This window comes from Streptococcus cristatus AS 1.3089 (assembly GCF_000385925.1).
GTDB classification, from domain to species: Bacteria; Bacillota; Bacilli; order Lactobacillales; family Streptococcaceae; genus Streptococcus; species Streptococcus cristatus_B.
Window position 1 is genome coordinate 594,651 of the sequence record NC_021175.1, and the last position, 21,954, is coordinate 616,604.

The 21,954-nt window shown below is 38.7% G+C and carries 29 protein-coding genes and 1 pseudogene; 24 read left to right on the forward strand and 6 right to left on the reverse strand.

The window, feature by feature from the left end; all coding sequences use genetic code 11:
* Window positions 1-61 precede the first annotated feature (61 nt).
* From ezrA to I872_RS02875, 5 genes are all read left to right on the forward strand, one after another.
* Window positions 62-1,786 carry a septation ring formation regulator EzrA gene (ezrA, locus tag I872_RS02855; protein WP_015604653.1) on the forward strand — a complete coding sequence of 575 codons (1,725 nt, stop codon included), beginning with the start codon at window positions 62-64 and terminating at the stop codon, window positions 1,784-1,786.
* An 89-nt stretch (window positions 1,787-1,875) separates the two neighbouring features.
* Window positions 1,876-2,544, forward strand: coding sequence for a hypothetical protein (locus tag I872_RS02860; protein ID WP_015604654.1), 669 nt, complete (start codon window positions 1,876-1,878; stop codon window positions 2,542-2,544).
* A 123-nt stretch (window positions 2,545-2,667) separates the two neighbouring features.
* Window positions 2,668-3,282: a hypothetical protein gene (locus tag I872_RS02865; protein ID WP_051089034.1), complete on the forward strand. Its 615-nt coding sequence runs from the start codon at window positions 2,668-2,670 to the stop codon at window positions 3,280-3,282.
* Between the two features lie 35 nt (window positions 3,283-3,317).
* Complete coding sequence (serB, locus tag I872_RS02870; protein ID WP_015604656.1) at window positions 3,318-3,965, forward strand: phosphoserine phosphatase SerB; 648 nt, start codon at window positions 3,318-3,320, stop codon at window positions 3,963-3,965.
* 8 nt (window positions 3,966-3,973) lie between these two features.
* Complete coding sequence (locus I872_RS02875; RefSeq protein ID WP_015604657.1) at window positions 3,974-5,104, forward strand: glycerate kinase; 1,131 nt, start codon at window positions 3,974-3,976, stop codon at window positions 5,102-5,104.
* A gap of 122 nt (window positions 5,105-5,226) precedes the next feature.
* On the opposite strand, the gene I872_RS02880 is transcribed toward I872_RS02875, so the two are convergent.
* Together I872_RS02880 and I872_RS02885 are read right to left on the reverse strand one after the other, a co-directional pair.
* Window positions 5,227-5,586 carry a hypothetical protein gene (locus I872_RS02880; protein WP_015604658.1) on the reverse strand — a complete coding sequence of 120 codons (360 nt, stop codon included), beginning with the start codon at window positions 5,584-5,586 and terminating at the stop codon, window positions 5,227-5,229.
* Window positions 5,583-6,041 carry a DUF1694 domain-containing protein gene (locus I872_RS02885; protein WP_015604659.1) on the reverse strand — a complete coding sequence of 153 codons (459 nt, stop codon included), beginning with the start codon at window positions 6,039-6,041 and terminating at the stop codon, window positions 5,583-5,585. The genes I872_RS02880 and I872_RS02885 overlap by 4 nt, the downstream gene beginning before the upstream one ends.
* Window positions 6,042-6,225: 184 nt before the next feature.
* On the opposite strand from I872_RS02885, the gene eno reads away from it, so the two are divergent.
* A complete protein-coding gene (gene eno / locus I872_RS02890; RefSeq protein ID WP_015604660.1) occupies window positions 6,226-7,530 on the forward strand; it encodes a surface-displayed alpha-enolase in 1,305 nt (434 codons plus the stop codon).
* 150 nt (window positions 7,531-7,680) lie between these two features.
* Here eno and I872_RS02895 read toward each other — a convergent pair whose 3' ends face one another.
* Window positions 7,681-8,844, reverse strand: coding sequence for a tyrosine-type recombinase/integrase (locus I872_RS02895; RefSeq protein ID WP_015604661.1), 1,164 nt, complete (start codon window positions 8,842-8,844; stop codon window positions 7,681-7,683).
* A 94-nt stretch (window positions 8,845-8,938) separates the two neighbouring features.
* Complete coding sequence (locus I872_RS10795; RefSeq protein ID WP_015604662.1) at window positions 8,939-9,613, reverse strand: helix-turn-helix domain-containing protein; 675 nt, start codon at window positions 9,611-9,613, stop codon at window positions 8,939-8,941.
* 170 nt (window positions 9,614-9,783) lie between these two features.
* Between I872_RS10795 and I872_RS02905 the strand changes: the two genes are divergently transcribed.
* From I872_RS02905 to I872_RS02960, 15 genes and pseudogenes are all read left to right on the forward strand, one after another.
* A complete protein-coding gene (locus I872_RS02905) occupies window positions 9,784-9,972 on the forward strand; it encodes a hypothetical protein (protein WP_015604663.1) in 189 nt (62 codons plus the stop codon).
* A gap of 234 nt (window positions 9,973-10,206) precedes the next feature.
* Window positions 10,207-10,473, forward strand: coding sequence for a hypothetical protein (locus I872_RS02910; protein WP_015604664.1), 267 nt, complete (start codon window positions 10,207-10,209; stop codon window positions 10,471-10,473).
* A gap of 73 nt (window positions 10,474-10,546) precedes the next feature.
* Window positions 10,547-10,978, forward strand: coding sequence for a hypothetical protein (locus I872_RS02915; RefSeq protein WP_015604665.1), 432 nt, complete (start codon window positions 10,547-10,549; stop codon window positions 10,976-10,978).
* A pseudogene (locus I872_RS12175) lies at window positions 10,975-11,154 on the forward strand (hypothetical protein); the annotation flags it as partial. The gene I872_RS02915 and the pseudogene I872_RS12175, both read left to right, overlap by 4 nt.
* A 101-nt stretch (window positions 11,155-11,255) precedes the next feature.
* Complete coding sequence (locus I872_RS11995; RefSeq protein WP_167320506.1) at window positions 11,256-11,396, forward strand: hypothetical protein; 141 nt, start codon at window positions 11,256-11,258, stop codon at window positions 11,394-11,396.
* An 87-nt stretch (window positions 11,397-11,483) separates the two neighbouring features.
* Entirely contained in the window at window positions 11,484-12,206 is a 723-nt protein-coding gene (locus I872_RS02920; protein ID WP_231914051.1) for a DnaD domain protein, read from the forward strand.
* Window positions 12,207-12,221: 15 nt separating this feature from the next.
* Window positions 12,222-13,046: an ATP-binding protein gene (locus I872_RS02925; RefSeq protein ID WP_015604667.1), complete on the forward strand. Its 825-nt coding sequence runs from the start codon at window positions 12,222-12,224 to the stop codon at window positions 13,044-13,046.
* A 305-nt stretch (window positions 13,047-13,351) separates the two neighbouring features.
* Window positions 13,352-13,798 (forward strand): hypothetical protein, encoded by a 447-nt coding sequence (locus I872_RS02930; RefSeq protein ID WP_015604668.1) that lies wholly within the window; start codon window positions 13,352-13,354, stop codon window positions 13,796-13,798.
* Between the two features lie 314 nt (window positions 13,799-14,112).
* Window positions 14,113-14,289 carry a hypothetical protein gene (locus I872_RS12000; RefSeq protein WP_015604669.1) on the forward strand — a complete coding sequence of 59 codons (177 nt, stop codon included), beginning with the start codon at window positions 14,113-14,115 and terminating at the stop codon, window positions 14,287-14,289.
* A 78-nt stretch (window positions 14,290-14,367) separates the two neighbouring features.
* Window positions 14,368-15,000 (forward strand): hypothetical protein, encoded by a 633-nt coding sequence (locus tag I872_RS02935; RefSeq protein ID WP_015604670.1) that lies wholly within the window; start codon window positions 14,368-14,370, stop codon window positions 14,998-15,000.
* Between the two features lie 8 nt (window positions 15,001-15,008).
* Complete coding sequence (locus I872_RS02940) at window positions 15,009-15,491, forward strand: hypothetical protein (RefSeq protein ID WP_015604671.1); 483 nt, start codon at window positions 15,009-15,011, stop codon at window positions 15,489-15,491.
* Window positions 15,472-15,882: a hypothetical protein gene (locus tag I872_RS02945; protein ID WP_015604672.1), complete on the forward strand. Its 411-nt coding sequence runs from the start codon at window positions 15,472-15,474 to the stop codon at window positions 15,880-15,882. Before I872_RS02940 ends, I872_RS02945 begins: the two co-directional genes overlap by 20 nt.
* Window positions 15,883-16,507: 625 nt before the next feature.
* Window positions 16,508-16,873 (forward strand): type II toxin-antitoxin system RelE/ParE family toxin, encoded by a 366-nt coding sequence (locus tag I872_RS02950; protein WP_015604673.1) that lies wholly within the window; start codon window positions 16,508-16,510, stop codon window positions 16,871-16,873.
* Window positions 16,863-17,156 carry a helix-turn-helix domain-containing protein gene (locus I872_RS02955; protein ID WP_015604674.1) on the forward strand — a complete coding sequence of 98 codons (294 nt, stop codon included), beginning with the start codon at window positions 16,863-16,865 and terminating at the stop codon, window positions 17,154-17,156. Before I872_RS02950 ends, I872_RS02955 begins: the two co-directional genes overlap by 11 nt.
* Before the next feature lie 267 nt (window positions 17,157-17,423).
* Window positions 17,424-17,999, forward strand: coding sequence for a hypothetical protein (locus I872_RS02960; RefSeq protein ID WP_015604675.1), 576 nt, complete (start codon window positions 17,424-17,426; stop codon window positions 17,997-17,999).
* A 217-nt stretch (window positions 18,000-18,216) separates the two neighbouring features.
* Here the strand turns inward: I872_RS02960 and I872_RS02965 are convergent, their stop codons facing one another.
* Together I872_RS02965 and I872_RS02970 are read right to left on the reverse strand one after the other, a co-directional pair.
* A complete protein-coding gene (locus I872_RS02965) occupies window positions 18,217-18,402 on the reverse strand; it encodes a hypothetical protein (protein WP_015604676.1) in 186 nt (61 codons plus the stop codon).
* A 73-nt stretch (window positions 18,403-18,475) separates the two neighbouring features.
* On the reverse strand, window positions 18,476-19,486 hold the full coding sequence (locus tag I872_RS02970; protein WP_015604677.1) for a lactonase family protein: 1,011 nt from the start codon (window positions 19,484-19,486) through the stop codon (window positions 18,476-18,478).
* Window positions 19,487-19,725: 239 nt separating this feature from the next.
* On the opposite strand from I872_RS02970, the gene I872_RS02975 reads away from it, so the two are divergent.
* The 3 genes from I872_RS02975 to I872_RS02985 are packed head-to-tail and all read left to right on the forward strand — an operon-like array spanning window position 19,726 to window position 21,947.
* Window positions 19,726-19,992: a hypothetical protein gene (locus I872_RS02975; RefSeq protein WP_015604678.1), complete on the forward strand. Its 267-nt coding sequence runs from the start codon at window positions 19,726-19,728 to the stop codon at window positions 19,990-19,992.
* A 28-nt stretch (window positions 19,993-20,020) separates the two neighbouring features.
* The gene (locus I872_RS02980) at window positions 20,021-21,286 is read left to right on the forward strand and encodes an efflux RND transporter periplasmic adaptor subunit (protein WP_015604679.1); all 1,266 of its coding nucleotides are present in this window, start codon (window positions 20,021-20,023) and stop codon (window positions 21,284-21,286) included.
* Window positions 21,273-21,947 carry an ABC transporter ATP-binding protein gene (locus tag I872_RS02985; RefSeq protein ID WP_015604680.1) on the forward strand — a complete coding sequence of 225 codons (675 nt, stop codon included), beginning with the start codon at window positions 21,273-21,275 and terminating at the stop codon, window positions 21,945-21,947. Before I872_RS02980 ends, I872_RS02985 begins: the two co-directional genes overlap by 14 nt.
* Window positions 21,948-21,954 lie beyond the last annotated feature (7 nt).

Sequence of the window (21,954 nt, forward strand, 5' to 3'; positions counted from 1 at the left end):
AAATAAATTTGTGATATAATCAATATGTTTGCTTTTTAGTAAAAGAATGAAGGAGTTTTATATGTCTAATGGACTGATTATTCTCATTATTGTAGTAGCGGCACTATTAATTTTAGGCTATTTTACTGCTATCTATATGAGAAAACGAAATGAAGCGAAGCTTCGAAGTTTGGAGGAGAAAAAAGAGGAACTTTACAATCTTCCCGTGAATGATGAAGTTGAAGAAGTTAAAAACTTACACTTGATTGGGCAAAGTCAAGTGACTTTCCGCGAATGGAATCAAAAATGGGTAGATCTCTCTTTAAATTCATTTGCTGATATCGAGAACAATCTCTTTGAGGCAGAGGGCTACAATAATTCTTTCCGTTTCCTCAAGGCCAAGCATGCTATCGAAAAGATTGAAAGTCAAATTGATTTAATCAGTGAGGACATTCATGCCATTCGTCAGGCTTTGGAAGATCTTAAAAAACAAGAGTCTAAGAATAGCGGACGGGTTCTGCACGCCTTGGATCTATTTGAAGAATTGCAACATACTGTGGCTAGCAATCCTGATGCTTATGGTCAAGCACTTGCAGAAATTGAGAAGCAGATGGAAAACATTGAGTCTGATTTCTCTCAATTTGTTACCCTCAATTCTTCTGGGGATCCTGTAGAAGCAGCGGAAATCTTGGACAAGACCGAGAATCGTATCCTAGCTTTGACGCAGATTGTCGAAAAAGTTCCAGCAATTGTGGAAGACTTAACTAAGAAGTTGCCAGATCAATTAGAAGACTTGGAATCAGGTCACCGTAAGTTATTAGAGACCAATTATCATTTCATCGAAACGGATTTGGAAGCACGTTTCCAACAACTTCATGCTAGTTTGAAGCGAAATGAAGAAAATCTTGCGGCTTTGGAATTGGATAATGCTTTGTATGAAAATGAGCAAGCTCAAGAGGAAATGGATGCTCTTTATGCTATCTTCACTCGAGAAATTGAAGCTCACAAGATGGTTGAAAAGTTAGTCAACTACCTTCCAAATTACTTGGCTCATACTAAAGAAAATAATCAACAGCTGCAAAATGAAATGGAACGCTTGTCGCATTCATTCTTATTGTCAGAACCTGAGATTAGCCATATTAGAGATTTAAAATCTGAGCTATCTGCTCAAGAAGAAGTCGTTCTGACTGCTCTCGAAGATGCAGCTGAGATGAAAAAGCCATTCTCACTTGTTAAGGAAGAGTTGGAATCCATTCAAGCTCGTTTGAGAGAAATCGAAGATGAACAAGTTGAACTTGGTGAGCAACTAGATAAGATTGAAAAAGACGATGCCAATGCTCGTCAAAAAGTTACGATTTATGCCAATAAATTGCATACAATTAAGCGATTTATGGAAAAACGCAATTTACCAGGTATTCCAGAGTCCTTCTTAACCATTTTCTTTGGTGCAAGTGACTATATCGAAGAGCTTGCAAGAGAGTTGGAAGCACCTCGTGTGAATATTGACTCAGTTAACCGTTGGTTGGAAATCTTGGCAAATGCCATGAATGATTTGGAAGAGGAGACTTATCGAATTGTTCAAAATTCCACATTGACAGAGCAGTTGTTGCAGTATTCTAATCGTTATCGTTCATTTGATGACAATGTGCAGGCGGCCTTCAATGAATCCCTTCATGCTTTTGAAGTTGAATTTGATTACGCAAAATCTTTGGAAATTATTTCAAAAGCCTTGGATGTTGTCGAACCTGGAGTTTCAGCCCGTTTCATCAATTCATACGAAAAAACACGCGAAAATATTCGCTTTTAAGAAAGTTCCTTCGGGAACTTTTTTCCATTCTCAGCAAAAAGTGTCTTATGTTATAATAGAGAGACAGATTAAAGTAGAAAGTCTAAAAAATGAAAAAGATTAAAAAATATATTACTCTCATTTTTCTTGGAGGTGTAGCAGTTTTATCGATAGCATTGATAAATGGCTGGCGTTTGGATGATTACACTGTCCCAAAAAACAGAACAAGGGAACAGTATGATTTTGAAGGCACTTTTGAGCCAATGTTTAAGTTTTTAGAACAAGACAAGAAGGACTTTACGGGATTAAAGGCTTATATTTGTGATGTTTATATAAAAGTCGGAGATCAAGTAAAAGATTATCAGATTGATTTAGATATTACTGAATCAGCTATTAAGGGTGATTATACAATAACACATGGTGACACTAAAGAGAAAGTTCCTGTTACCTATTCTAATGGTAAACTAAGTTATGGCTCGGAGATAAATCCTTTATTTGATGAAGAGATTCTTAACTTAGTTGTTCAAAGAGCTCATTTCGCTTCCTTGGATGTGAAAGAGACTTTTAAGAGTGCAGAAACAGAGCTTCGTGATATTATCTATGAACCAGAAAATTCCTCTGACCTCTATAAATATCTTAAAAATAAGTACGATATGCCAGATGATACGACCTGTCGAATAAGAGTTAGCTATTCTAGTTATACAATTTATGGTGTTACAATCCAGATGAAATCGAGTGAAAAGTCTGTTCAAATAAGATCAACTGTATTAAAAAAATAGGGAGGATAATCAATGAATGGAATTGAAAAAAGTAATCGACGAGTTAAAATGTCTGATTAGGTAGGGAGCAAAGAATGAAAAACAGAACTGGTTATTAGGGATAGTGATAGCAGGGCTGCTCCTATTTTTGTCGTATCACTACATGGATGTGATTTTGGCGGCGAAACTATTCCAAAAAACAGAACAAGAGAACAGTATGATTTTGAAGGCACATTTGAACCAATGTTTAAATTTTTGGAGCAAGAAAAGAAGGATTTTACAGGGCTAGAAGCGTATCAAAGTAGTATTTATATAACAATTGGAGACGACGTAAAGAATTATGAAGTTGACTTAGATACTACTATAGTTGACATTAAAGGTAAGTATAAAATAACAGCTGGGGATAACAAAGAAACGGTTCCTGTAATATACTCTAATGGGGAATTACAGTACGAATCAGAGATAGAACCCTTATTTGATGAGGAGATTCTTAATCTAGTGCTTAAAAGAGATTATTTCGCTTCCTTGGATGTGAAAGAAACCTTTAAGAGTGCAGAAACAGAGCTTCGTGAAATTATTTACCAGCCAGAGAATCACTCTGAACTATTTAAAACTTTAAAAAATAAGTATGATTTACCAGAAGGCACTAACTGTCGAGTAAGAATTAAACACTCCAGTGGAAGTATTTATCAGATTTCTGTCCAAATGAAATCGATGGATAAGTCAGTTCAAATAGATTTAATGATATTTAAACAATAGGGTGGATAATCGATAAGTAGGAAGGAGTTAAGACAATGAAAACAGTCAAAGGTTTGTTAGTCATGGATGTAGATAGCACTCTAATTATGGAAGAGGGCATTGATTTGTTGGGCGAGGAAGCTGGAGTTGGGCAGCAAGTGGCTGCTATCACTGAGCGAGCTATGCGCGGGGAATTGGATTTCGAGGCAGCTTTGCGAGAGAGAGTTTCACTTTTAGCAGGGCTTCCAGAAACTATCTTTTCTCGGATAGCTGACAAGATTCATTTCACGCCTGGTGCTAAAAAATTAGTAGATGAGCTGCATGCGCGTGGTTACAAGATTGGCTTGGTTTCAGGTGGTTTTCATGAAACGGTGGATAGGCTGGCTGAGCAGCTAGGAATTGACTATGTAAAGGCCAATCGCTTAGAAATAGAGAATGGCTTCCTGACGGGTTATGTTCTGGGAGACATTGTTAGTAAAGATACTAAAGTTCAGATGCTGAAAGCATGGGCTCAAGAAAATAATTTGGAATTAAATCAAACCATTGCTATTGGGGATGGAGCCAATGATTTGCCTATGATTCAAACAGCAGGCATCGGAATTGCTTTTAATGCCAAGCCAATTGTAAGAGAGCAAGCGCCCTATCAAATCAATGTTTATGACCTCTATCAAGTAATTGACATTTTAGATGCGAAGGAAAAATAGGAGGCGTTATGCATATCTTGTTAGCACCAGATTCTTTTAAGGAAAGTTTGTCTGCCGTTCAGGTGGCAGAAGCCTTGAAAGAAGGTTTTTCCCAAGCCTTGCCAGAGGCGACTTTTGATTTGCTGCCTATTGGAGATGGCGGTGAGGGGACTGTGGCTTCCTTGATTTCTGCTATGAAGCTAAAAGAGTTTTGCCACTGGGTAACTGGACCTTTTGGCCAGCCAGTCGAAATGAAATATGCTAGACAAGACCAGCTAGCCCTTTTTGAAATGGCAGATTTAGTGGGACTGGCTTTAATTCCTAGAGAAAAACGCAATCCTTTAGGCTTGGAAACCAGAGGGCTGGGGGAGCTGATTCTTCATTTGGCCGAAAATGGAGTCAGGAAGATTCTGGTCGGTGTTGGAGGCTCGGCGACGAATGATGGGGGGATAGGTCTGGCAGCCAGTTTGGGTTATGAATTTTTTGATGAAAACAATCATCGACTACGACCGATCGGTTCCTCTTTAGGGAGAGTTGCTCGAATTTCTGCGGAACGTGTTCCAACTTGCTTGGATGATATAGAAATTGAGATTTTGACAGATGTTTCCAATCCTTTATGTGGTCAGCAGGGAGCAACGCAGGTCTTTGGACGACAGAAAGGCTTGTCTGAATGGCTTCTTTCATCTGTGGATCAGGAAATGAGGAAGTTCTATGAACTGGCCAATCCACAGATTTTTACCCAAGCTGGTGCTGGTGCAGGAGGGGGCATGGCAGCAGGGCTGGTCACATTTGCTAAGGGGAAAGTCGTGTCAGGAATTGACACCTGTCTGGATTTGCTGGATTTTGATCGCAGGGTTAAAGAAGCGGATTTAGTTGTTGTTGGTGAGGGGCGCATGGATAAGCAGTCTTTGGCAGGAAAGGCTCCAGTTGGAGTAGCAAGGCGGACGCCAAAAGAGATCCCTGTTCTTGCGATCTGTGGTAGTTTAGCAGCTGATTTGCCCCCATTTCCTAGGGAAAATATCCAGGCAGCTTTTCCAATTATTTCCCAAGTTGCGGATTTGGATGAAACCTTAGCCCAGGCGAGGGAAAATCTGGTTCGTACTGCTCGCAATATTGGCAATCTATTAGCCATCAAAAAAAGACTGGGACAAAAGTCCTAGCCTCTCAATTGTCTTTGGATTGTCGAGCAAGACGCAGTGGTTGAGTGGGCTCTACTAGGCTGATTTCATCAGCTTTTACAGCCCTACTAAACCGTGCGGAGGTGGGACGACGAAATTGAATTCTAACGAATTACCGATCTCTGTCCCCCTCTCTTTTTCAGTAAGTATTCGATTTCTTTGACGATTAATCCGTTTGCAAATTCAAATAGATCGAAGGAAAGGTCTCCGTGGTCATTGACCAAAATTGTTAGAATCCGACTTTGCTCGGCATTAGTGTGATAGTATTGGCAACTAAACTGGGCGGAACTGTCCTGATAAGCCTCCTTTATCCTGTGGAGGTAGCCTTCTTTTCCCTGAATGATTTCTGGGGATTCTCCATGCAGCTCCCAGATGACATACTCGTCTAAAAAAGTTTGATAAATGTCCCAGTCACGCTGATTTTCCGCCTCGAAAAAGGTAAATAATTTCTCTAAATTTGTCATTTATGAAACATTTTTTTCCAAAGGGAAGTTTTCTTGCGGGGAGATGGTTTACTCTCTGCTGGATGGAGGACGTCGGCAAATTGCTTGCTCAAATCCTTGTCTTCCACGGTCACAGGACGATCACTATGGATAACCAAACCGAAAGGAGAGGATTGGCAAAAAGCAGAGACGATGGTGGCCTCGCAGCCTAAGTCTTTGGCGGTTTTTAGGTAGAAAACCTGCTGGCTGGATATGACTTCAGGCGATATTTTGACTGTGACAGGATAGTAGCTTTTAGTGATCTTCTCAACTATTTCTTTAAAATGCTGCTTTAGGAGAGTAGAATTTGCATCAGAAATAGAGCAGTAGCCAATTACCCGCTCTTCAAAAGTTTCCAGAAATTTGCGCTGTTCATCAGGATTGAGCTTAGCATTTCCCTGAGATTTTTCCATGATAATATTATTTAGATCTGTCATATTTCTAGTATATCATAAATAAAGGATTTCTGATTTACAAACTGTAAAGAAAGAGACAGAATATAACCGATTGCATCTTAAGATTTGTGATTTTTCACGCAAAGATATTGTTTTTCCTTGAAAAAAAAGCGCTTTTGAGGTATCATAGACTAGTAAATAATTTTAAACAATAAGGAGAGTCAAAATGTCAATTATTACTGATGTTTACGCTCGCGAAGTCCTCGACTCACGCGGTAACCCAACACTTGAAGTAGAAGTTTATACTGAATCAGGTGCTTTCGGACGTGGTATGGTTCCTTCAGGAGCTTCTACTGGTGAACACGAAGCAGTTGAACTTCGTGATGGTGACAAATCTCGTTACGGCGGTCTTGGTACACAAAAAGCAGTTGACAACGTGAACAACGTTATCGCTGAAGCTATTATCGGTTACGATGTACGTGACCAACAAGCTATCGACCGTGCAATGATCGCTTTGGACGGTACTCCAAACAAAGGTAAATTGGGTGCGAACGCAATCCTTGGTGTGTCTATCGCTGTAGCTCGTGCTGCTGCTGACTACCTTGAAATCCCACTTTACAGCTACCTTGGTGGATTCAACACTAAAGTTCTTCCAACTCCAATGATGAACATCATCAATGGTGGTTCTCACTCAGACGCTCCAATCGCTTTCCAAGAATTCATGATCGTACCTGCTGGTGCACCATCATTCAAAGAAGCTCTTCGTTGGGGTGCTGAAATCTTCCACGCTCTTAAGAAAATCCTTAAATCTCGTGGTTTGGAAACTGCTGTTGGTGACGAAGGTGGATTTGCTCCTCGTTTCGAAGGAACTGAAGATGGCGTAGAAACTATCATTGCTGCGATCGAAGCTGCTGGTTATGTTCCAGGTAAAGACGTATTTATCGGATTTGACTGTGCTTCATCAGAATTCTACGATAAAGAACGTAAAGTATACGACTACACTAAATTCGAAGGTGAAGGAGCTGCTGTACGTACTGCTGCAGAACAAATCGACTACCTTGAAGAATTGGTAAACAAATACCCAATCATCACTATCGAAGATGGTATGGACGAAAACGACTGGGATGGTTGGAAAGCTCTTACTGAACGTCTTGGTGGTAAAGTTCAATTGGTTGGTGACGACTTCTTCGTAACAAACACTTCTTACCTTGAAAAAGGTATCGCAGAAGGCGCTGCTAACTCAATCCTTATCAAAGTTAACCAAATCGGTACTCTTACTGAAACATTCGACGCTATTGAAATGGCGAAAGAAGCTGGTTACACTGCCGTTGTATCACACCGTTCAGGTGAAACTGAAGATTCAACAATCGCTGACATCGCAGTTGCAACTAACGCAGGTCAAATCAAGACTGGTTCACTTTCACGTACAGACCGTATTGCTAAATACAACCAATTGCTTCGTATCGAAGATCAACTTGGTGAAGTTGCTGAATACCGTGGATTGAAATCATTCTACAACTTGAAAAAATAATCTCTTTATGGGATTAGGGGCTGTAAAGCCTTGATATTAAGCACTTTGGGGCACTTTCCCTTAGTGCTTTTTTGATATTACTACCCTTTTACTACCCTACTAATTTTGGTATAGTAAGAGGGTAGCCCGAAAATGGGTCACCCTTATTATTTATAAATTGCTGATAGCTGTTTCATAATTTGAGACAGCTTTTTTTGCGTTTTCTTGGTTAGTATGCCAATAAGTATTTTCAGTGATCATCAAATTAGAATGACCTAATCTGTACTGAACATCTTTCGGGCTAGCTTGAGCATAGAGCATCATAGTAGTATGTGTATGGCGGAAACCATGAAATGATACGTTAGTTACTCCTGCAGCCTTAAAATGCTTATTAAGGCGCTTTCGTAAGTTACAAGCATAGGCATATTTTTCTGTAAATACAGAGAATACAACCGTTTCAGATCGGCCTAGTTGCCATGATTGAATTTGTTGACGGTTTTTGTATTGTTTCAGTAAAAGTAACGTGGCGTTGTCTATTGGTATATCACGATAACCAGCATTTGATTTAGGAGAGTTTATTTCTTGATAGCGATTTAGTGTCTTATTGATACTTATAACACCGCTTTCTAGGTCAATATCAGACCATTCAAGAGCTAGAGCCTCACTTATTCGGCATCCAGTGGCCAGTAAAGTCTTATACAGGACAACATCAAATAAGTTCTCATAATTTGATTGATCCAGAGTGTCTAAATAATCGAGAAACGGTTTTAATTCTTTGTTGTCTAAGTATTTGACAGCAGCCTTTTCTTTTTGCTGTTTGCGTGGAACGATGACATCATTAGCTGGGTTGTATTGTATTACCTGGATAGTTACGCCATATTTCAAAATACGCTTATTCATGTTATGGAGCAAGGAGTAGTTAGCAAATGCCCCTTTTTCGGCTTTATTTGCCTTGTCAGCCCATTTGTTTACTTGCTGCTGAAGAATAGGCGTAGTGAGTTTAGAGAGCTTATAATCGCCAAATACGGGCAATAAATGTACTCTAACCACCCCCTCCATAGATTGTCGAGTATTTGGCTTAACTGTATTCTTATAACTATCCCACCAAACTTTTACAAGCTCATTGTATGTTGTAATTGTCGGCTTGTCTTTAACTGTATATCCGTTAGCAGCAAAAGCATTGATAGCATCACGCGCTTTTGCTTTAACTCCCTTTTTAGTGGTTGCTGTAACAGTTGTACGGGCTTTTTTGCCCGTTAGTTGGTCAACGCCTATATAAACACTAGCATAATAAACTCTTTGGCCATTCTTTTTGATTTTTTCTTTGATATTCATGTATTTGTACCTTTCTTTCCATCAGCAGGCAAGGCGCGTGATTTTGTTAGGTATTTATACATGATAAGGGATGGAGTGGTTTTGGGATTTCTTTTTAGTTGTTGTCTCCCATACTTTCGTGATTCTTTTCTGCAAAAGGTTTCAAGATAGAAATTATTCCATCTATACCAATATCTATCTTTAGTTCTTTGAGATAGACATCAAGCATCATTTCATTTTCAGGTTTTTCGTATCGATCATCAAGCAAGATACTGTAATTCTGTATATAATCATCTTCATATTGATGAAAATCTTTATTTAAAGCATCTTTAAATAGTTTTCCTTTGAGATTATTAGAGTTACTTAGATCCATAGATATCAATAGCTTATAGATAGATTTTATTTCTGTATCTGAAAGTAACATGTGATTGGTTTTAATATATTGCACAAAACGTTTAAAGTATAATTGTTCTTCATCTTCTTTGTCTCTTGATTTTGAACTGGTTAAAATTACCCCCCAATTTGCATATTGATCGTTAATTTGTTCATCATCATATTGTTTTGGGTTTTCAGTGAAACCTAAGAGATACCCTACCGATACTCCAAAATAGTTAGCTAAAATTTTCCAAGTCTCTGAGTTTCTAGGCTGGCGTTTACCATTCTCATAGTACATTAGTTGACTAGGTGAAAGAGAAAATTGATAGTTTTCTTTCAATTCAGTACTAAGTTTTCCCAGCGAAACACCTTGCTTTTGTCGCAATTCTTTCAATCTATTTGATTGACTTCCCATAAGTAGTAACTCCCTCCAAGTGGTTTGTTTAGCTAGAGTATATCATACATTTGAAATTATTGGAAGAAAAATTCTCAAAAATAGAATAAAAACCCTTGATATTCTCAAAAAAGGAATATATAATTAACTTGTTCTTGAAATGAGAATGTAAAATTAATAGGAGGTTGACAATGATTATCACCGATACACAAGCTAAAGCTATACGGCGAAAGATTGCTGATAAGCAGTTGAAACAATATGAATTTGCTAAAGAAATAGGCGTAGCAAGTCGTACAGTGCCTAAAATAGTAGCTGGTAACTATAAAGCACCAAAGCGAATTTATGCTGCGGTCATGGAATGGCTAGCAAAAGACTACTAAATTAATATGAGAAAGGAATAGGCTCACAGAGCAAACAAAAAGCCATGTACAGGCGACCAAACCAACGTACACGGCTAAGGAAAAATAACAAAACTCAAGCAAAGGCAAGGCGCGTGGTTTTGTTAGGTATTTAGCAAGGGGAAGCGCCCCCTTTGTAAATAATCTCCTCTTATTTTATCAAAATTAGAGGAAAATGACAACTTAATTTATAAAAAGGAAAAGTGGAGGATATAAATGGAAATTCTGTCTAAAGAAATACAGTTACAGGGTTTACAACTTCTTAAACAGACTCTTGAAACTTTAGTTGAGCTAGAAAAACAACGATCTAGTAAGTTAGATTTAATTTCTCGTAAAGAATTAATGGATTTGCTAAGTGTAAGTGCTACAACCCTTGATAGCTGGGAAAAATTAGGTCTTCGGCGGTATCAGACCCCAATGGATGGAGCTAAGAAAGTATTCTACCGTCCGTCAGATGTGTATATATTTTTAGCAATAAAATAGGAGTTATGAAATAAACAAGAATCAAAAAATAATCTAAAAAATAGCAATAAACATAGAAACAGAGGTAAATATCATGAATACATATTTTGAAAATTTTGAAAAAGAGCTAAAACTAGTTGATGAAAAGCTAGATATTTTATCGGAGTGGCATCTAGCAAAAGATCATAGGGGAGCAACAGAGATTACTGAGGATTGTAGATCAGCAATCAGTCAGCTATGGTTTCAGTTTTACAAATTATCAAAAGTCTATAAAAAGCAAGAGGCAAGTCATGAGGATTTCTTTAATAGAAATGTTGAGAATTTGCTTGGGGAATTAAAAAAATATGACGATGAATGCACGGAAAGACACGGCCAGGCTCCTGACTGGTTGCTATTCAATTTCTTAGATCGAGCAATAAAAGAAAACAATTTAAGTAATGGGATTGATCATGCAACAGCTTCGACGTGGATGTACTTACGTAGTTTAGTAGCTGCTGATCTACAAAAAAGAGGGTTATTAAAATAAACGAGCTAGATTTAACCAATACACAGGCGCTTATCTTTTCCGTGTTATTGCTTGGCTTGAAGCTGTATCTAAACCACCGAGATCGCCAAAAAAGCGCCCAAATTGAGCGAGAAAGCAAACAGACGATACCAAAACCTAGCGAGAGTTTAAACCTTGACTATGGGCGTTATATTCAAGCGAAACAATATGATCAGATACCTAAAAATGGAGCTAAAAAGATTTTTTATCGGCCTAGTGATGTTTATCTATTTTTAGTGGTGAAGTAGGAGGATAGAGTATGGAAATAGTAATTTTTGATTCAGCAAAAGAATTGGACCTTGATGCATTTTATAGTGAGTATCTAGATGTGTTATTTATTTCAAACCAGGTAGACGAAGAAACACGCGCAGCAATCATAGAGTGTTATAAGAAACAGTAGGAAGCTGATAAATTAGAATAAGGAGGGGACAATGGCAAAAACAAAGTCTATTTTTGGCTAAAAATTGATAAGAAATTTTTTGATAATATCTTTATCAAGAGACTAAAGACGGTACCTGGTGGGTACACTATGACAGTGATTTATATTAGGCTCATGCTAGAGAGCTTGGAAAGTGACTGTATTTTATACTATGAGGGCTACTTTAACAATCTCAAGGAAGAGTTAGCCCTAAAACTAGATGTATCAGAAGATGACATAGATATGACTATGGCGTACTTTACAAAATGTGGTTTAATTCAGATTGACGAAGATAAAAACGCAGAACTGCCACAGGCTAAAGCTATGGTTATGAGTGAAACAAACTGGGCGAGTTATAAACGTGAACAACGAAAAAAAGGAAAATTGGAAGAAGTCCAACCATCTTTGACATTTTCCAACTCATGTCCAACAGAGATAGAGATAGAGAAAGAGTTAGAGAAAGAGTTAGAAGAAGAGATAGAGAAAAAATTTCCTACTGCTGAAATCTCTAACTACTACCAAACCCGTATAGGGATTATAGACGGACAACAGTATCAGATATTGACCGACTATCTCACGCTTGACGGTATGGAGCTAGAGGTTATCAAGACTGCCATAGACAAGGCTGCAGATAACAGCAAGCGATCTTTTAGCTATATCAATTCAATACTCAAGAACTGGAGACAGAACGGTATTAAAACCATGGTACAAGTTGAAGATGAACAGAGACAGTTTCAGCAAAAGAAACAAGGTCAGTCTGATGACGTTATTCAAGACCCGTTTATCTACTGACGGAGAGGAGAAACAATGGAATTACTGAATACAGACCAGCTAAACGAAAAAATAAAGGTCACTGATGAGCTTTGCCCAACTCATCAGATTAACCTGGTACAGTTCCAAAAGCCAGATGGTTATACATCGCCTTACTGTATGGAATGTACTAAGGAGAACATTAAACGAACGGAGTTAGAGGGCGTAGAAAAAGCCCTAGGGCATGATCTGGACTATTCAACCTATGATGTGCTAGCGCGTGAAAGTACGGTGTCAAATGAGCTAAGAGAGGCCTCTTTTAGCACTTTCAAAGCTGAGACAAAAGAGGAACATGAGGCCAAGGAGTTTGCTATTAAGCAAGCTAAACAGTACCTAAACGGTATGACAGGAAACACGCTGATTATGGGCAATCCTGGCACTGGCAAAAGCCATTTATGCTATTCCATGGCCAAAGCCATCAACGAGGGTTATAAGGCTAAGAATGAGCCTAAGAGCATCCTCTTTGTCAGCATTGCTGAAATCGTCACGCGCATTCAGTCAGGCTGGCAGTATAGGCAGAGTGATTTTACAGAGTATGATGCCTTGAAGCTGCTGACTGAGGTTGACTATCTCTTTATTGACGATTTAGGTACAGAAAGCGTTATGAATAGCCGAAAAGATGAGGCTAATAACTGGGTACAGACCTTTCTTTTCAAGATTTTTGATAAGCGGGAAACAACTATCATCAACACTAATCACAACGGCAAAGAGCTGGCCAAGATTTATAACGACAAGCTAGTCAGTCGAATTGGGAAACGATCAGAGGGGAATGTATATAACATGATAGACATCGAAGACAAGAGGATGAAGCGGAATTTTTAGCCATACGGAGGGCACCATCCCTTAAAACTGGGTAGAGAAAAGTATTAGGAGCTGGTATTGGCATTAGTGAAAACTAAACCACCCTGAGAAAACCACATACAGCTAGGCAGTCATTTTGGCACAGATTTACATGACCACGGGGCGACCAGGTAAGTTTGGGGCGGTTATCCGCTGGGGACAGTCTAGGCTTGCAAAAAAACAGTATAAGAAACTATGTAAGAAATAAGTCTTTTTATCACGGAAAAGCATGCTCATTGGCATAGCAATTACACAGAAAAAAATCAAAAAAAACAGAGGTAAAAAACATGGAACAATATTTTAAAGATTTTGAAGAACGGTTACGCATTGCAGAGGAAAAACTGGACATACTAAGTGAATGGCATTTAGTAAAAAAACACAAAGGAGCGACTGAAATCACTGAACAGTGCAGACTTGCTATCACTGCCTTATGGTTTGAATTTGATAAGCTAGCAGAGGCTTACAGAGAACAGGAAACCGATCATGAGAATTTCTTAAATGCAAACGTGGATAACTTGCTGGGAGAGCTGAAGAAACATGATGAGTTTTTAGCCACAAATTCCCTTAACTTAGGGCACCCTCGCCCCCACTGGCTTTTATTCAATTATCTTAATGCAGCGGTAAGAAGTTTCACAGATCCTGAAGAACTGGTGCTAGACGACACCGGCAATATTTGGCAATATCTGCGCGATTTGATTATAAAAGACTTAAAAGAAAAGGAACTACTCAAATGAGCGAGCTACTAGGCGCAATTTTAACACTACTACTTTTCTTTCTAGCTGGCGTATGTGCTGAGCTGTTTCACTCCTGGGCTATCGCTTACAGACACCGAGGATATATCACCAAACGGCAACTCAGAAAGATGGAAAAATGGCTTGAAACAATGGAGGCGAGAAGATGAACCAAGGATGAACCAAGGGAATTTATCAAAAATTGGCTTTTGGGATATTAAAAGGGTAGTATTTTAGATGTAGAAATAAGAAGAGCTAGTATTAACAAGCGCTTAAGAGATACTGGATTACAATAGTTTAGAATAATGAGGTTTAAAATGTTAGAAAATAGCGATAAAACAATTCTTGAAATTTTAGAGCAAGGCTTTATAATTTTTTCGAAAAATGGTATAATAAACAAAGCTGAGTTACCGAAACATGGTAGTGTCACAATTAAAACACAAGATGGTCAACCAATATTTTTGGAAATTCAGAAAAAAGAAAAAATAAGCTGACTAGAAAAACTAGAGGCGAGATAACTGAGTCTAATACTCTTTTGTCTCGTCTTTTTAATTGTCATAAGGAGATAAAATATGTCATTTACAACCATCAAAGAAGAGATTAAGATTTTTGGAAAACGTAAGTACCAATTAATGAAAGACTATGTAGAACTTGATGAAGAAATGAATAAGAAGTTAGCTGCTGGGACAATTGGAACAAAAACAGCTCAAGATCAGTTAGATCAGGCATACAATAATTCTAAAAAAGAGTCGCAGCATAGACGTGACGAACTCGCTGATAAGATTGAAGTAGAATACGAGAAAGAACTAAAAACTCTGAAAGAAAGTGTACAGAGTGTTACAGCTGATGATGTGGCAGAACTGTCCCTGTTAGCTAGTACAAAGGAAATCACAAAGGAAGAACTGGAGGGGTATTTTGTCAAGTATGCAAATAAGCCGTTAGCATTGAAAAAAATACGGGAAATTGCGAACGAAAAACCCGATCTGCTGATGATTGATTTTGAGCGATTTGATACTGAACAAAGATTGTATAATCTCCGTCAGCGCCTGAAACAAGAAGTTTATTTCATTGATGGTAATTACTTGGTAAATGGTGATAAAATTGCACTGGCAGGCGCTAGCATGACAATCAATGATACTATGGAACATTTAGACCAGCTTGTTGATGAATATATGACTGGTGTAGAGCTGAAGAAAAATATCTAAATAAAAGTATGACAAACACTAAAAATCTAATACCAGTTACCAAACGAACAAGACAAGAACAAATAGCAATCAGTCGTAAAGGTGGCAAGGTATCGGGAGAAGCAAGGAGAAAGAAAGCTCATTTAAGAAAGACCTTAGATGAGCTTTTAATCATGGATGTCTCAGATGAGCGACTAAAACAAAAGTTAGAAGAGATGGGACTACACGCTGATAATCAAACCTTGCTGTGTGTGATTATGCTTGAAAAAGCTATTAAAGGTAATGTAAGAGCTGCTGAATGGATTGCTAACATCATAGGGGCGTATAAGAAAGATAAACTGGATATCCAAGAGCAAAAGGAGCGTATCAAGTTTCTTAGACATCAGAATAAGAAACAAGAGACTCTTATTGGTGAAATAGAGCAGCCTTTGATAATCGTAGATAAATGGGCTAGTGAGTACGACGCAGTAGAGATTGATTTAGGAGATATAGATGACAAAGAAGAAAATTGAGCGCATTTCTGTTATACACAGAGAAAAGATTTTATGGCTCAAGTGGTATTTTATGCGCGATAAAGAAAAACCTAAGTACAGTATTCTTGAACGTAAAATGTTTGATGCTGCTAAAAATCAAGATATGCTAGCTTATCAAAAATACGCGACTATTAAGCAGATAACAGATATTAGGGTACAGACAAGCGAAGATGACGTTTTAGAGGCAGTAAAAGAGGTTTATGTCTATAATCGCATGAATGTTATTGGAGCTTGTCAGCGAATACTATTTGTGAGTCAGTCGCCAGCTTATACCAAATTGAATAAGTGGTTTGATACCTATTCTGATCTGTATTTTAGTATTATACCACTATCTAATATATCTACTTATCATGAGCTAGTAAGAAATTGATTTCATTGCTAAAGTCAATAGAATATGAGATAATAAGATTTGGATAAGTAGGGCAGTGGTTTGAAGAAGGAATACGCTCTCTCGTAGAGAAATGGCGGTGCAAATCCGTCCGACTACTTATTTAGCCCCAGATATGGGGTTTTTATTGTATGGATTAAAATGAGAACTCTAATATAGTGAGTTGCTTGATAACATCGAAAAACTGATTAAAATAGTGTAAAATCCCCCATTTTTTACACATATAAAATGAAATCATGAGTAATATACTTGTGATTTTTTTTGCTGGAAACGAAAGACAGAGGCGCTTTGCAGATGAGTAGATAAAGACAGGGAAGGGTTATTAATCAGCAATTAAAGCTGGTTATAGTGATAGTTAAGCTAATAACCCTATTGCTGAACTGTTGGGAAATGTTGGGATAAAAGAGTACATAAACAAACAAATGCAAGAGCTGCATAAGACTAATACCTCGCAAGTAGAAGGATCTTTATCCATTCTATCAGATGTTGCAAGAGGCAAGAGAGAATTAAAACGAGGAAAAGCATTCGGAAAAAGAATTTAATGACTAAAAGTATTTACAAATAATAACTTTTGAGTTATAATTCTTCTTAGAGAGAGGTGCTAATAGTGCATAATATCTATTTTTACAAGGATAAGAACGGTAATGAGCCTGTTTTAGATTATATGCGAGAGCTTGCCAGTAAAAAGGGAAAAGATAGTAGAATTAAACTCAATAAAATCAATGATTATATTGAGTTGTTAAGCCAGCATGGAACACGCGCAGGTGAGCCATATATTAAGCATTTAGATGCTGAAATTTGGGAACTTAGACCACTAAGGGATAGGGTTTTATTTGTTGCTTGGATTGATGGCAGTTTCGTTTTATTGCATCATTTTATGAAAAAGACACAGAAGACTCCAAAGAGAGAAATTGAACAAGCCAAGCGTGAATTAGAAGATTTAAAAGAAAGAGGGCTAGATAATGAAAAATAGTGCGATCGGCAGCAATTGGAAAGATGTTAGAGCTGAGCTTTTTAGCAAAGAGGAGATTTTAGAAAGTGATATGCGCGTGGCTATCATGAGCGAGCTTATCGAGGCCAGAAATGAGAAGGGAATAAGCCAAAAGAAATTGGAGGAATTAAGTGGTGTAAGTCAGCCTGTCATTGCTAGAATGGAAACAGGTAAGACAAGCCCGCAACTGGACACGGTGCTAAAAGTATTAGCAAGTCTGGGAAAAACTTTAGCAGTGGTACCTTTAGAACATGAACAGGCATAGAAAAATAGCACCATTAAATGGGTGCTATCTCCTTGCCTGCTGAACTCATAAATATAGTACCTTTTTTGTTACCCTTTAATAATTTCTAACTTGTTTGTACGTTGGTTATTTTGACAAAATAAGTAGAAATAAAATTTATAAATAGGCGTAATTTATTGTAATATATAATAGGGAAATAACTTGAAAAAATAATTCATTCTAATGGAATGAAGTAAATCCCTTGAGGTTCACTCAAGGGATTTTTAATAAATAAGGGGAGAATTTGGGATGCTTTATTTTATTCTGTATATTCTAAGCAGAGAGTGGCTAGCTCTATCTATTTTATTGCTAGGACTCTTTTTAGCTTATAGACGGAAATCATGGTCTCTGGCACTTTTGGCAGTTCTTTTATTTCTTACAATCACCAGTATATGCTTGTATCCTCAGTTTAGTCCATGGATTGCTTTTCCCTTTTTGTTTCTCGCTTTCTATTTATTGGTCAAAAGATATAGGTGGCTTCTTTATCCTGCTCTTGCTTTAGGCTTGTTGCTATTGGCAGTTTCTCCTATTATTGGCTATATTTTTAGAGTTTATGTTCCAGTGACCCATTATGCCTATCTTGAGGAAAAAGGGCAGACAGTAGTGGTTCGGGAAGATTATTATGGAGCATTTTTTAGTGAGAGCGATATAGCGATTATGACTTATGTAAATGGTCAACTTGCTTATACAAATAGGATAGTTTATGAGAAGGTTGACTTACATGATTTTAATAAGGACAAAGATGTCGATAAGGATGTTTTTCTTGCTCAAGCCTTGACAAGGGAGCGATTGGAAGAATTAGAGAATTTTATGAATCGGAAATAGACTAAATAAAGCTCGATGAATCAAAATGAGGCTAGGACAAAAGTCCTAGCCTCTCAATTGTCTTTGGAGTGTCGAGAAAGACGCAGTGGTTGAGTGGTCTCTACTAGGCTGATTTCATCAGCTTTTACGCCCTACTCAACTGTGCGGAGGTGGGACGACGAAATCGAATTCTAACGAATTACCGATTTCTGTCCAACTCTCATTTTTGATTCAGATTTTAGAAAAGAGACTTAACTTTGTTGATGACGTCATCGAGTCCTTTTGAATTTGCGACCAAATCTTTAGCCTTATCTAAGTATTCGCCCAGCTCATCCTTGTGGTCTTCGACAAACTTCTTAGCTGCATCAAAATCTTTCTTTTCGATCAATTCTTTTACTTGGTTAAACAATTCAACTGGATTCATCTTGAATGCTCCTTTGATAATTTTCTTTTGATACTATTTAATCAAATATCTAGGTTTAAAGCAAGATTTTTGCTCATCGGAAGGTTACGCAGACTGCTTCTGGCACATAGAAATCATGAGAAATTTCTGTTAATCGGCCTGTTTCAGGATCGCGTTTGAAAACAGTTGCATTGTCCGAGTCTTGGTGAACAGCGATGAGGTAGTTTTGGTCAGGTGTGATGTTGAAATCGCGTGGATTGTTGCCCTTTGTTGGAGTGATTTCAAGGAGCTGTAAACTTCCATCAGCTAGAATTTGATACACAGCTATTGAGTCATGGCCACGGTTAGAGCCATAGAGGAATTTACCGTCTGCTGAAAGGCGGATGGCCGCAGTTCCGTTAAAATCTTTAAATCCTTCTGGGAGAGTTGAGACGGTCTGCATGTGTTCAAACTGACCAACGCCATCGTAAATCAATACTTCGATGGTAGAGTTTAATTCGCAGATAAGGTAGGCGATTTTGTAGTGGTTATGAAAGACAAGGTGGCGTGCCCCAGCCCCAGCAGCACATGCGTAAGTAGCTAATTTGTTTAATTGCCCAGCTTCTGTCACATCGTAGGTGGTGACTTGGTCTGTTCCGAGGTCACAGGTAATCAGATATTGATCAGGTGTCAAGTCAGTGTAGTGGACATGGGCAGAGGCTTGATTGGCATGAGGTCCTTGACCGACATGAGTGTCTGAATCAGCCAGTTTTAGGCTGCCATCTTCTTGCTGCTTGTAGACCAGCACTTGCCCCTTGTGGTAATTTGCTCCGTAAACGAGTCCTCTCTCCTCATCTACAGCGACATAGCAAAGCGGAGCGCCTTCTTCAACCACATGATTGAGCAGCTGCCCCTCTTGGTCATAGGCAGCAATCCCACCTTGCCCATCTTTTGCGCCAACAGTGTATAGATGACCAGCTTGGTCAAAGGCTAGGTAAGTTGGGCTTGGTTCTTCGGCTACTAATTCTAAGTTTGAGAGTTCTCCCTTTTCAGTATCAAAATCCGCCTTATAAATTCCTTTGGAATCTCGTCGGGTATATGTTCCAAAATAAACTGTTTGAGTCATGTCTCCACCTCATTCTTTTAAAGTCAATCTATTATACCACAAAATGACTTGAGAAGCTGTTGACGCAAGAAAAGCCTGTATTTTAATGGAAAAGGCTGAATTATTTTCAAAAAACAGACAAAAAACAGATGGTGGGTAGGAAGGGGATAGACCACTTTGATAGAATGGAATTGTTCAAAAAAACAAATACGATCAGGAAAGCTCAAAATTCCTGTTTTCTAAAACAAAGGAGAAATCAAATGAACACAAAAAAATTCGCTATGCTTGTAACTCTTATCGGAATGTCTGGCTTCTTTTTAGCTGCATGTGGTTCTAAGAATGCTGACAATCAAGAAGTTATCGATGGCAAACAAGTGGACTTCAAGAAAGATGCCGTAGATCAAAAAACGAAAACGGTAGACGGCAAGGAAGTGACAGAGTACACTATGCCAGACGGAAATGTAATTCAAATCCCAGCAGATGGTGAAGAATTACCAACAGATGAATCTGAATCAACTGATAAATAAACGTTAGAACCTGTAGGTTGGAGGCAATATGTTTGAAAGAAAAAAAATGAATCGTAAAACCATAATATTGGGCAGCACGGTCATTCTCGCTTGTGCTGGGCTGGGAGGCTATGTACTTCTCAATCAGGTTAATCAAAAACAGGCCATGCAAATGGTTGATAATAAGATTGATTCTCTGACGGTCCAGGATGCTGTCAATAACAGTAAAAAAACAAGCCTGGTTTTATCTGGAGAAGTAGTTGCTAACAATAGCAGTAAGGTCAAAATTGACCCATCTAAAGGTGAAGTTAAAGAAGTATTTGTCAAAAATGGCGATACTGTTACGCAAGGGCAGCCCCTCTTTTCCTATGTTACCTCTCAGGAATTGACAGCCCAGTCTGCTCAGTATGATGCTCAAGCTAAGGCTAACGGCATTACGACTGCTCAAACCAGCGCATCAATCAAATGGGAAACTTATAACCGTAAGCTGGCTAGTCTTAATGCACTTCGGAATAAATACAATTCTAGTAAGGATGAGTCTCTCTTGGATCAGATAAAATCTGCTGAAGATGAGCTGGCTCAAGCGCTCAGTGACGCAAAGACTGCTGACAATGAAGTAACGAATGCTCAGATTGAGGCTGAAAAGGCTCAGGTGACCGCTCAGACGGAATCAGACCGTATGAAATATGATACCGTGACAGCTGATACAGCGGGAACTATTACCTCTATGAACGAAGACTTACCGACTCAGTCCAAGGCTAAAAAGGAAGAAGAAACCTTTATCGAAATCATGGATAAGTCTAAGACTTTGGTAAAAGGGACTGTCAGCGAATTTGACCGTGAGAAGCTGAGCGTGGGTCAGAGAGTAGATATCGTAGACCGCAAGGATCCTAAGAAGCGCTGGAGTGGCACCGTCACTCAGGTCGGCACCTTGACAACTGCAAATGCTGGAAATAGCAATGGTGGAAATAAACAACAGGAAAACCCCAACCAAGGTAAGTTCCCTTATACTGTCGAGCTGGATCAGGGTGGTGAAATGCCACTTGTAGGCTCCCATTCTTATGTCAATGTCGTAGAAAATGCTCCTGAAGCCGGCAAGGTTGTTGTTAATAAAGCCTATACTTTCAGTAAAAATGGCAAGACCTATGTCTGGAAGGTAGAGGGCAAAAAGGTGAAAATGAAGGAAGTTAAGACCAAGAAAGTTTCTGACCGTTTGGTAGAGATTACAGAAGGTCTGACTATGCAGGATACCATTTCGACACCTAGAGAAGGCATGAAAGACGGGATGGAGGTAGGACAGAATGTTAAAGCTTAAGAACATCCACAAATCTTATCAACAGGGCAGTCAGGAATTTCCGATTTTGAAAGGAATTGATTTGCATGTGAAAGAGGGGGATTTTCTAGCGATTATGGGGCCGTCTGGGTCAGGTAAGTCCACTTTGATGAACATTATCGGATGTTTGGACAAGGCTAGCGCAGGTTCTTATCATATCGAAGGGACTGACGTCTCTGACCTGTCCGACAACCAACTATCTGATTTGCGTAATCAGAAAATTGGCTTTGTTTTCCAGAATTTCAACCTCATGCCCAAGCTGACAGCCTGTCAAAATGTTGAACTGCCTCTGACTTACATGAAAGTTCCTAAAAAAGAGAGACGTGAGCGCGCCTTGGAAATGCTACGACTGGTCGGCCTGGAAGAAAGAAGTGACTTCAAGCCTATGGAACTGTCCGGTGGTCAAAAGCAACGGGTAGCTATTGCGCGTGCTCTTGTGACCAATCCCAGCTTTATCTTGGGAGACGAGCCGACTGGGGCGCTGGATACTAAGACCAGTGTTCAGATTATGGAGCTATTCAAGCAATTTAATGAACAAGGCAAGACCATTGTCATCATTACCCACGAGCCGGAAGTGGCTCAACTTTGCAAGCAAACAGTTGTCTTGCGGGACGGTAATATAGAGACTCGGACATTAGGATAGAAGGGGG

Excerpts from the sequence above, each read along its gene's own strand:
- I872_RS02880 (WP_015604658.1), bottom strand. The coding sequence starts at position 5,586 with ATGACAAATTTAGAGAAATTATTTACCTTTTTCGAGGCGGAAAATCAG.
- I872_RS11995 (WP_167320506.1), top strand. The coding sequence starts at position 11,256 with ATGGAAATAGTAATTTTTGATTCAGCAAAAGAATTGGACCTTGATGCA.
- I872_RS02875 (WP_015604657.1), top strand. The coding sequence starts at position 3,974 with ATGCATATCTTGTTAGCACCAGATTCTTTTAAGGAAAGTTTGTCTGCC.
- I872_RS02910 (WP_015604664.1), top strand. The coding sequence starts at position 10,207 with ATGGAAATTCTGTCTAAAGAAATACAGTTACAGGGTTTACAACTTCTT.
- ezrA (WP_015604653.1), top strand. The coding sequence starts at position 62 with ATGTCTAATGGACTGATTATTCTCATTATTGTAGTAGCGGCACTATTA.
- I872_RS02970 (WP_015604677.1), bottom strand. The coding sequence starts at position 19,486 with ATGACTCAAACAGTTTATTTTGGAACATATACCCGACGAGATTCCAAA.
- I872_RS10795 (WP_015604662.1), bottom strand. The coding sequence starts at position 9,613 with ATGGGAAGTCAATCAAATAGATTGAAAGAATTGCGACAAAAGCAAGGT.
- I872_RS02885 (WP_015604659.1), bottom strand. The coding sequence starts at position 6,041 with ATGACAGATCTAAATAATATTATCATGGAAAAATCTCAGGGAAATGCT.
- I872_RS02860 (WP_015604654.1), top strand. The coding sequence starts at position 1,876 with ATGAAAAAGATTAAAAAATATATTACTCTCATTTTTCTTGGAGGTGTA.
- I872_RS02965 (WP_015604676.1), bottom strand. The coding sequence starts at position 18,402 with ATGAATCCAGTTGAATTGTTTAACCAAGTAAAAGAATTGATCGAAAAG.
- I872_RS02975 (WP_015604678.1), top strand. The coding sequence starts at position 19,726 with ATGAACACAAAAAAATTCGCTATGCTTGTAACTCTTATCGGAATGTCT.
- I872_RS02905 (WP_015604663.1), top strand. The coding sequence starts at position 9,784 with ATGATTATCACCGATACACAAGCTAAAGCTATACGGCGAAAGATTGCT.
- I872_RS02980 (WP_015604679.1), top strand. The coding sequence starts at position 20,021 with ATGTTTGAAAGAAAAAAAATGAATCGTAAAACCATAATATTGGGCAGC.
- I872_RS02985 (WP_015604680.1), top strand. The coding sequence starts at position 21,273 with ATGTTAAAGCTTAAGAACATCCACAAATCTTATCAACAGGGCAGTCAG.
- I872_RS02895 (WP_015604661.1), bottom strand. The coding sequence starts at position 8,844 with ATGAATATCAAAGAAAAAATCAAAAAGAATGGCCAAAGAGTTTATTAT.
- serB (WP_015604656.1), top strand. The coding sequence starts at position 3,318 with ATGAAAACAGTCAAAGGTTTGTTAGTCATGGATGTAGATAGCACTCTA.
- I872_RS12000 (WP_015604669.1), top strand. The coding sequence starts at position 14,113 with ATGTTAGAAAATAGCGATAAAACAATTCTTGAAATTTTAGAGCAAGGC.
- I872_RS02930 (WP_015604668.1), top strand. The coding sequence starts at position 13,352 with ATGGAACAATATTTTAAAGATTTTGAAGAACGGTTACGCATTGCAGAG.
- eno (WP_015604660.1), top strand. The coding sequence starts at position 6,226 with ATGTCAATTATTACTGATGTTTACGCTCGCGAAGTCCTCGACTCACGC.
- I872_RS02915 (WP_015604665.1), top strand. The coding sequence starts at position 10,547 with ATGAATACATATTTTGAAAATTTTGAAAAAGAGCTAAAACTAGTTGAT.
- I872_RS02940 (WP_015604671.1), top strand. The coding sequence starts at position 15,009 with ATGACAAACACTAAAAATCTAATACCAGTTACCAAACGAACAAGACAA.
- I872_RS02945 (WP_015604672.1), top strand. The coding sequence starts at position 15,472 with ATGACAAAGAAGAAAATTGAGCGCATTTCTGTTATACACAGAGAAAAG.
- I872_RS02935 (WP_015604670.1), top strand. The coding sequence starts at position 14,368 with ATGTCATTTACAACCATCAAAGAAGAGATTAAGATTTTTGGAAAACGT.
- I872_RS02955 (WP_015604674.1), top strand. The coding sequence starts at position 16,863 with ATGAAAAATAGTGCGATCGGCAGCAATTGGAAAGATGTTAGAGCTGAG.
- I872_RS02925 (WP_015604667.1), top strand. The coding sequence starts at position 12,222 with ATGGAATTACTGAATACAGACCAGCTAAACGAAAAAATAAAGGTCACT.
- I872_RS02960 (WP_015604675.1), top strand. The coding sequence starts at position 17,424 with ATGCTTTATTTTATTCTGTATATTCTAAGCAGAGAGTGGCTAGCTCTA.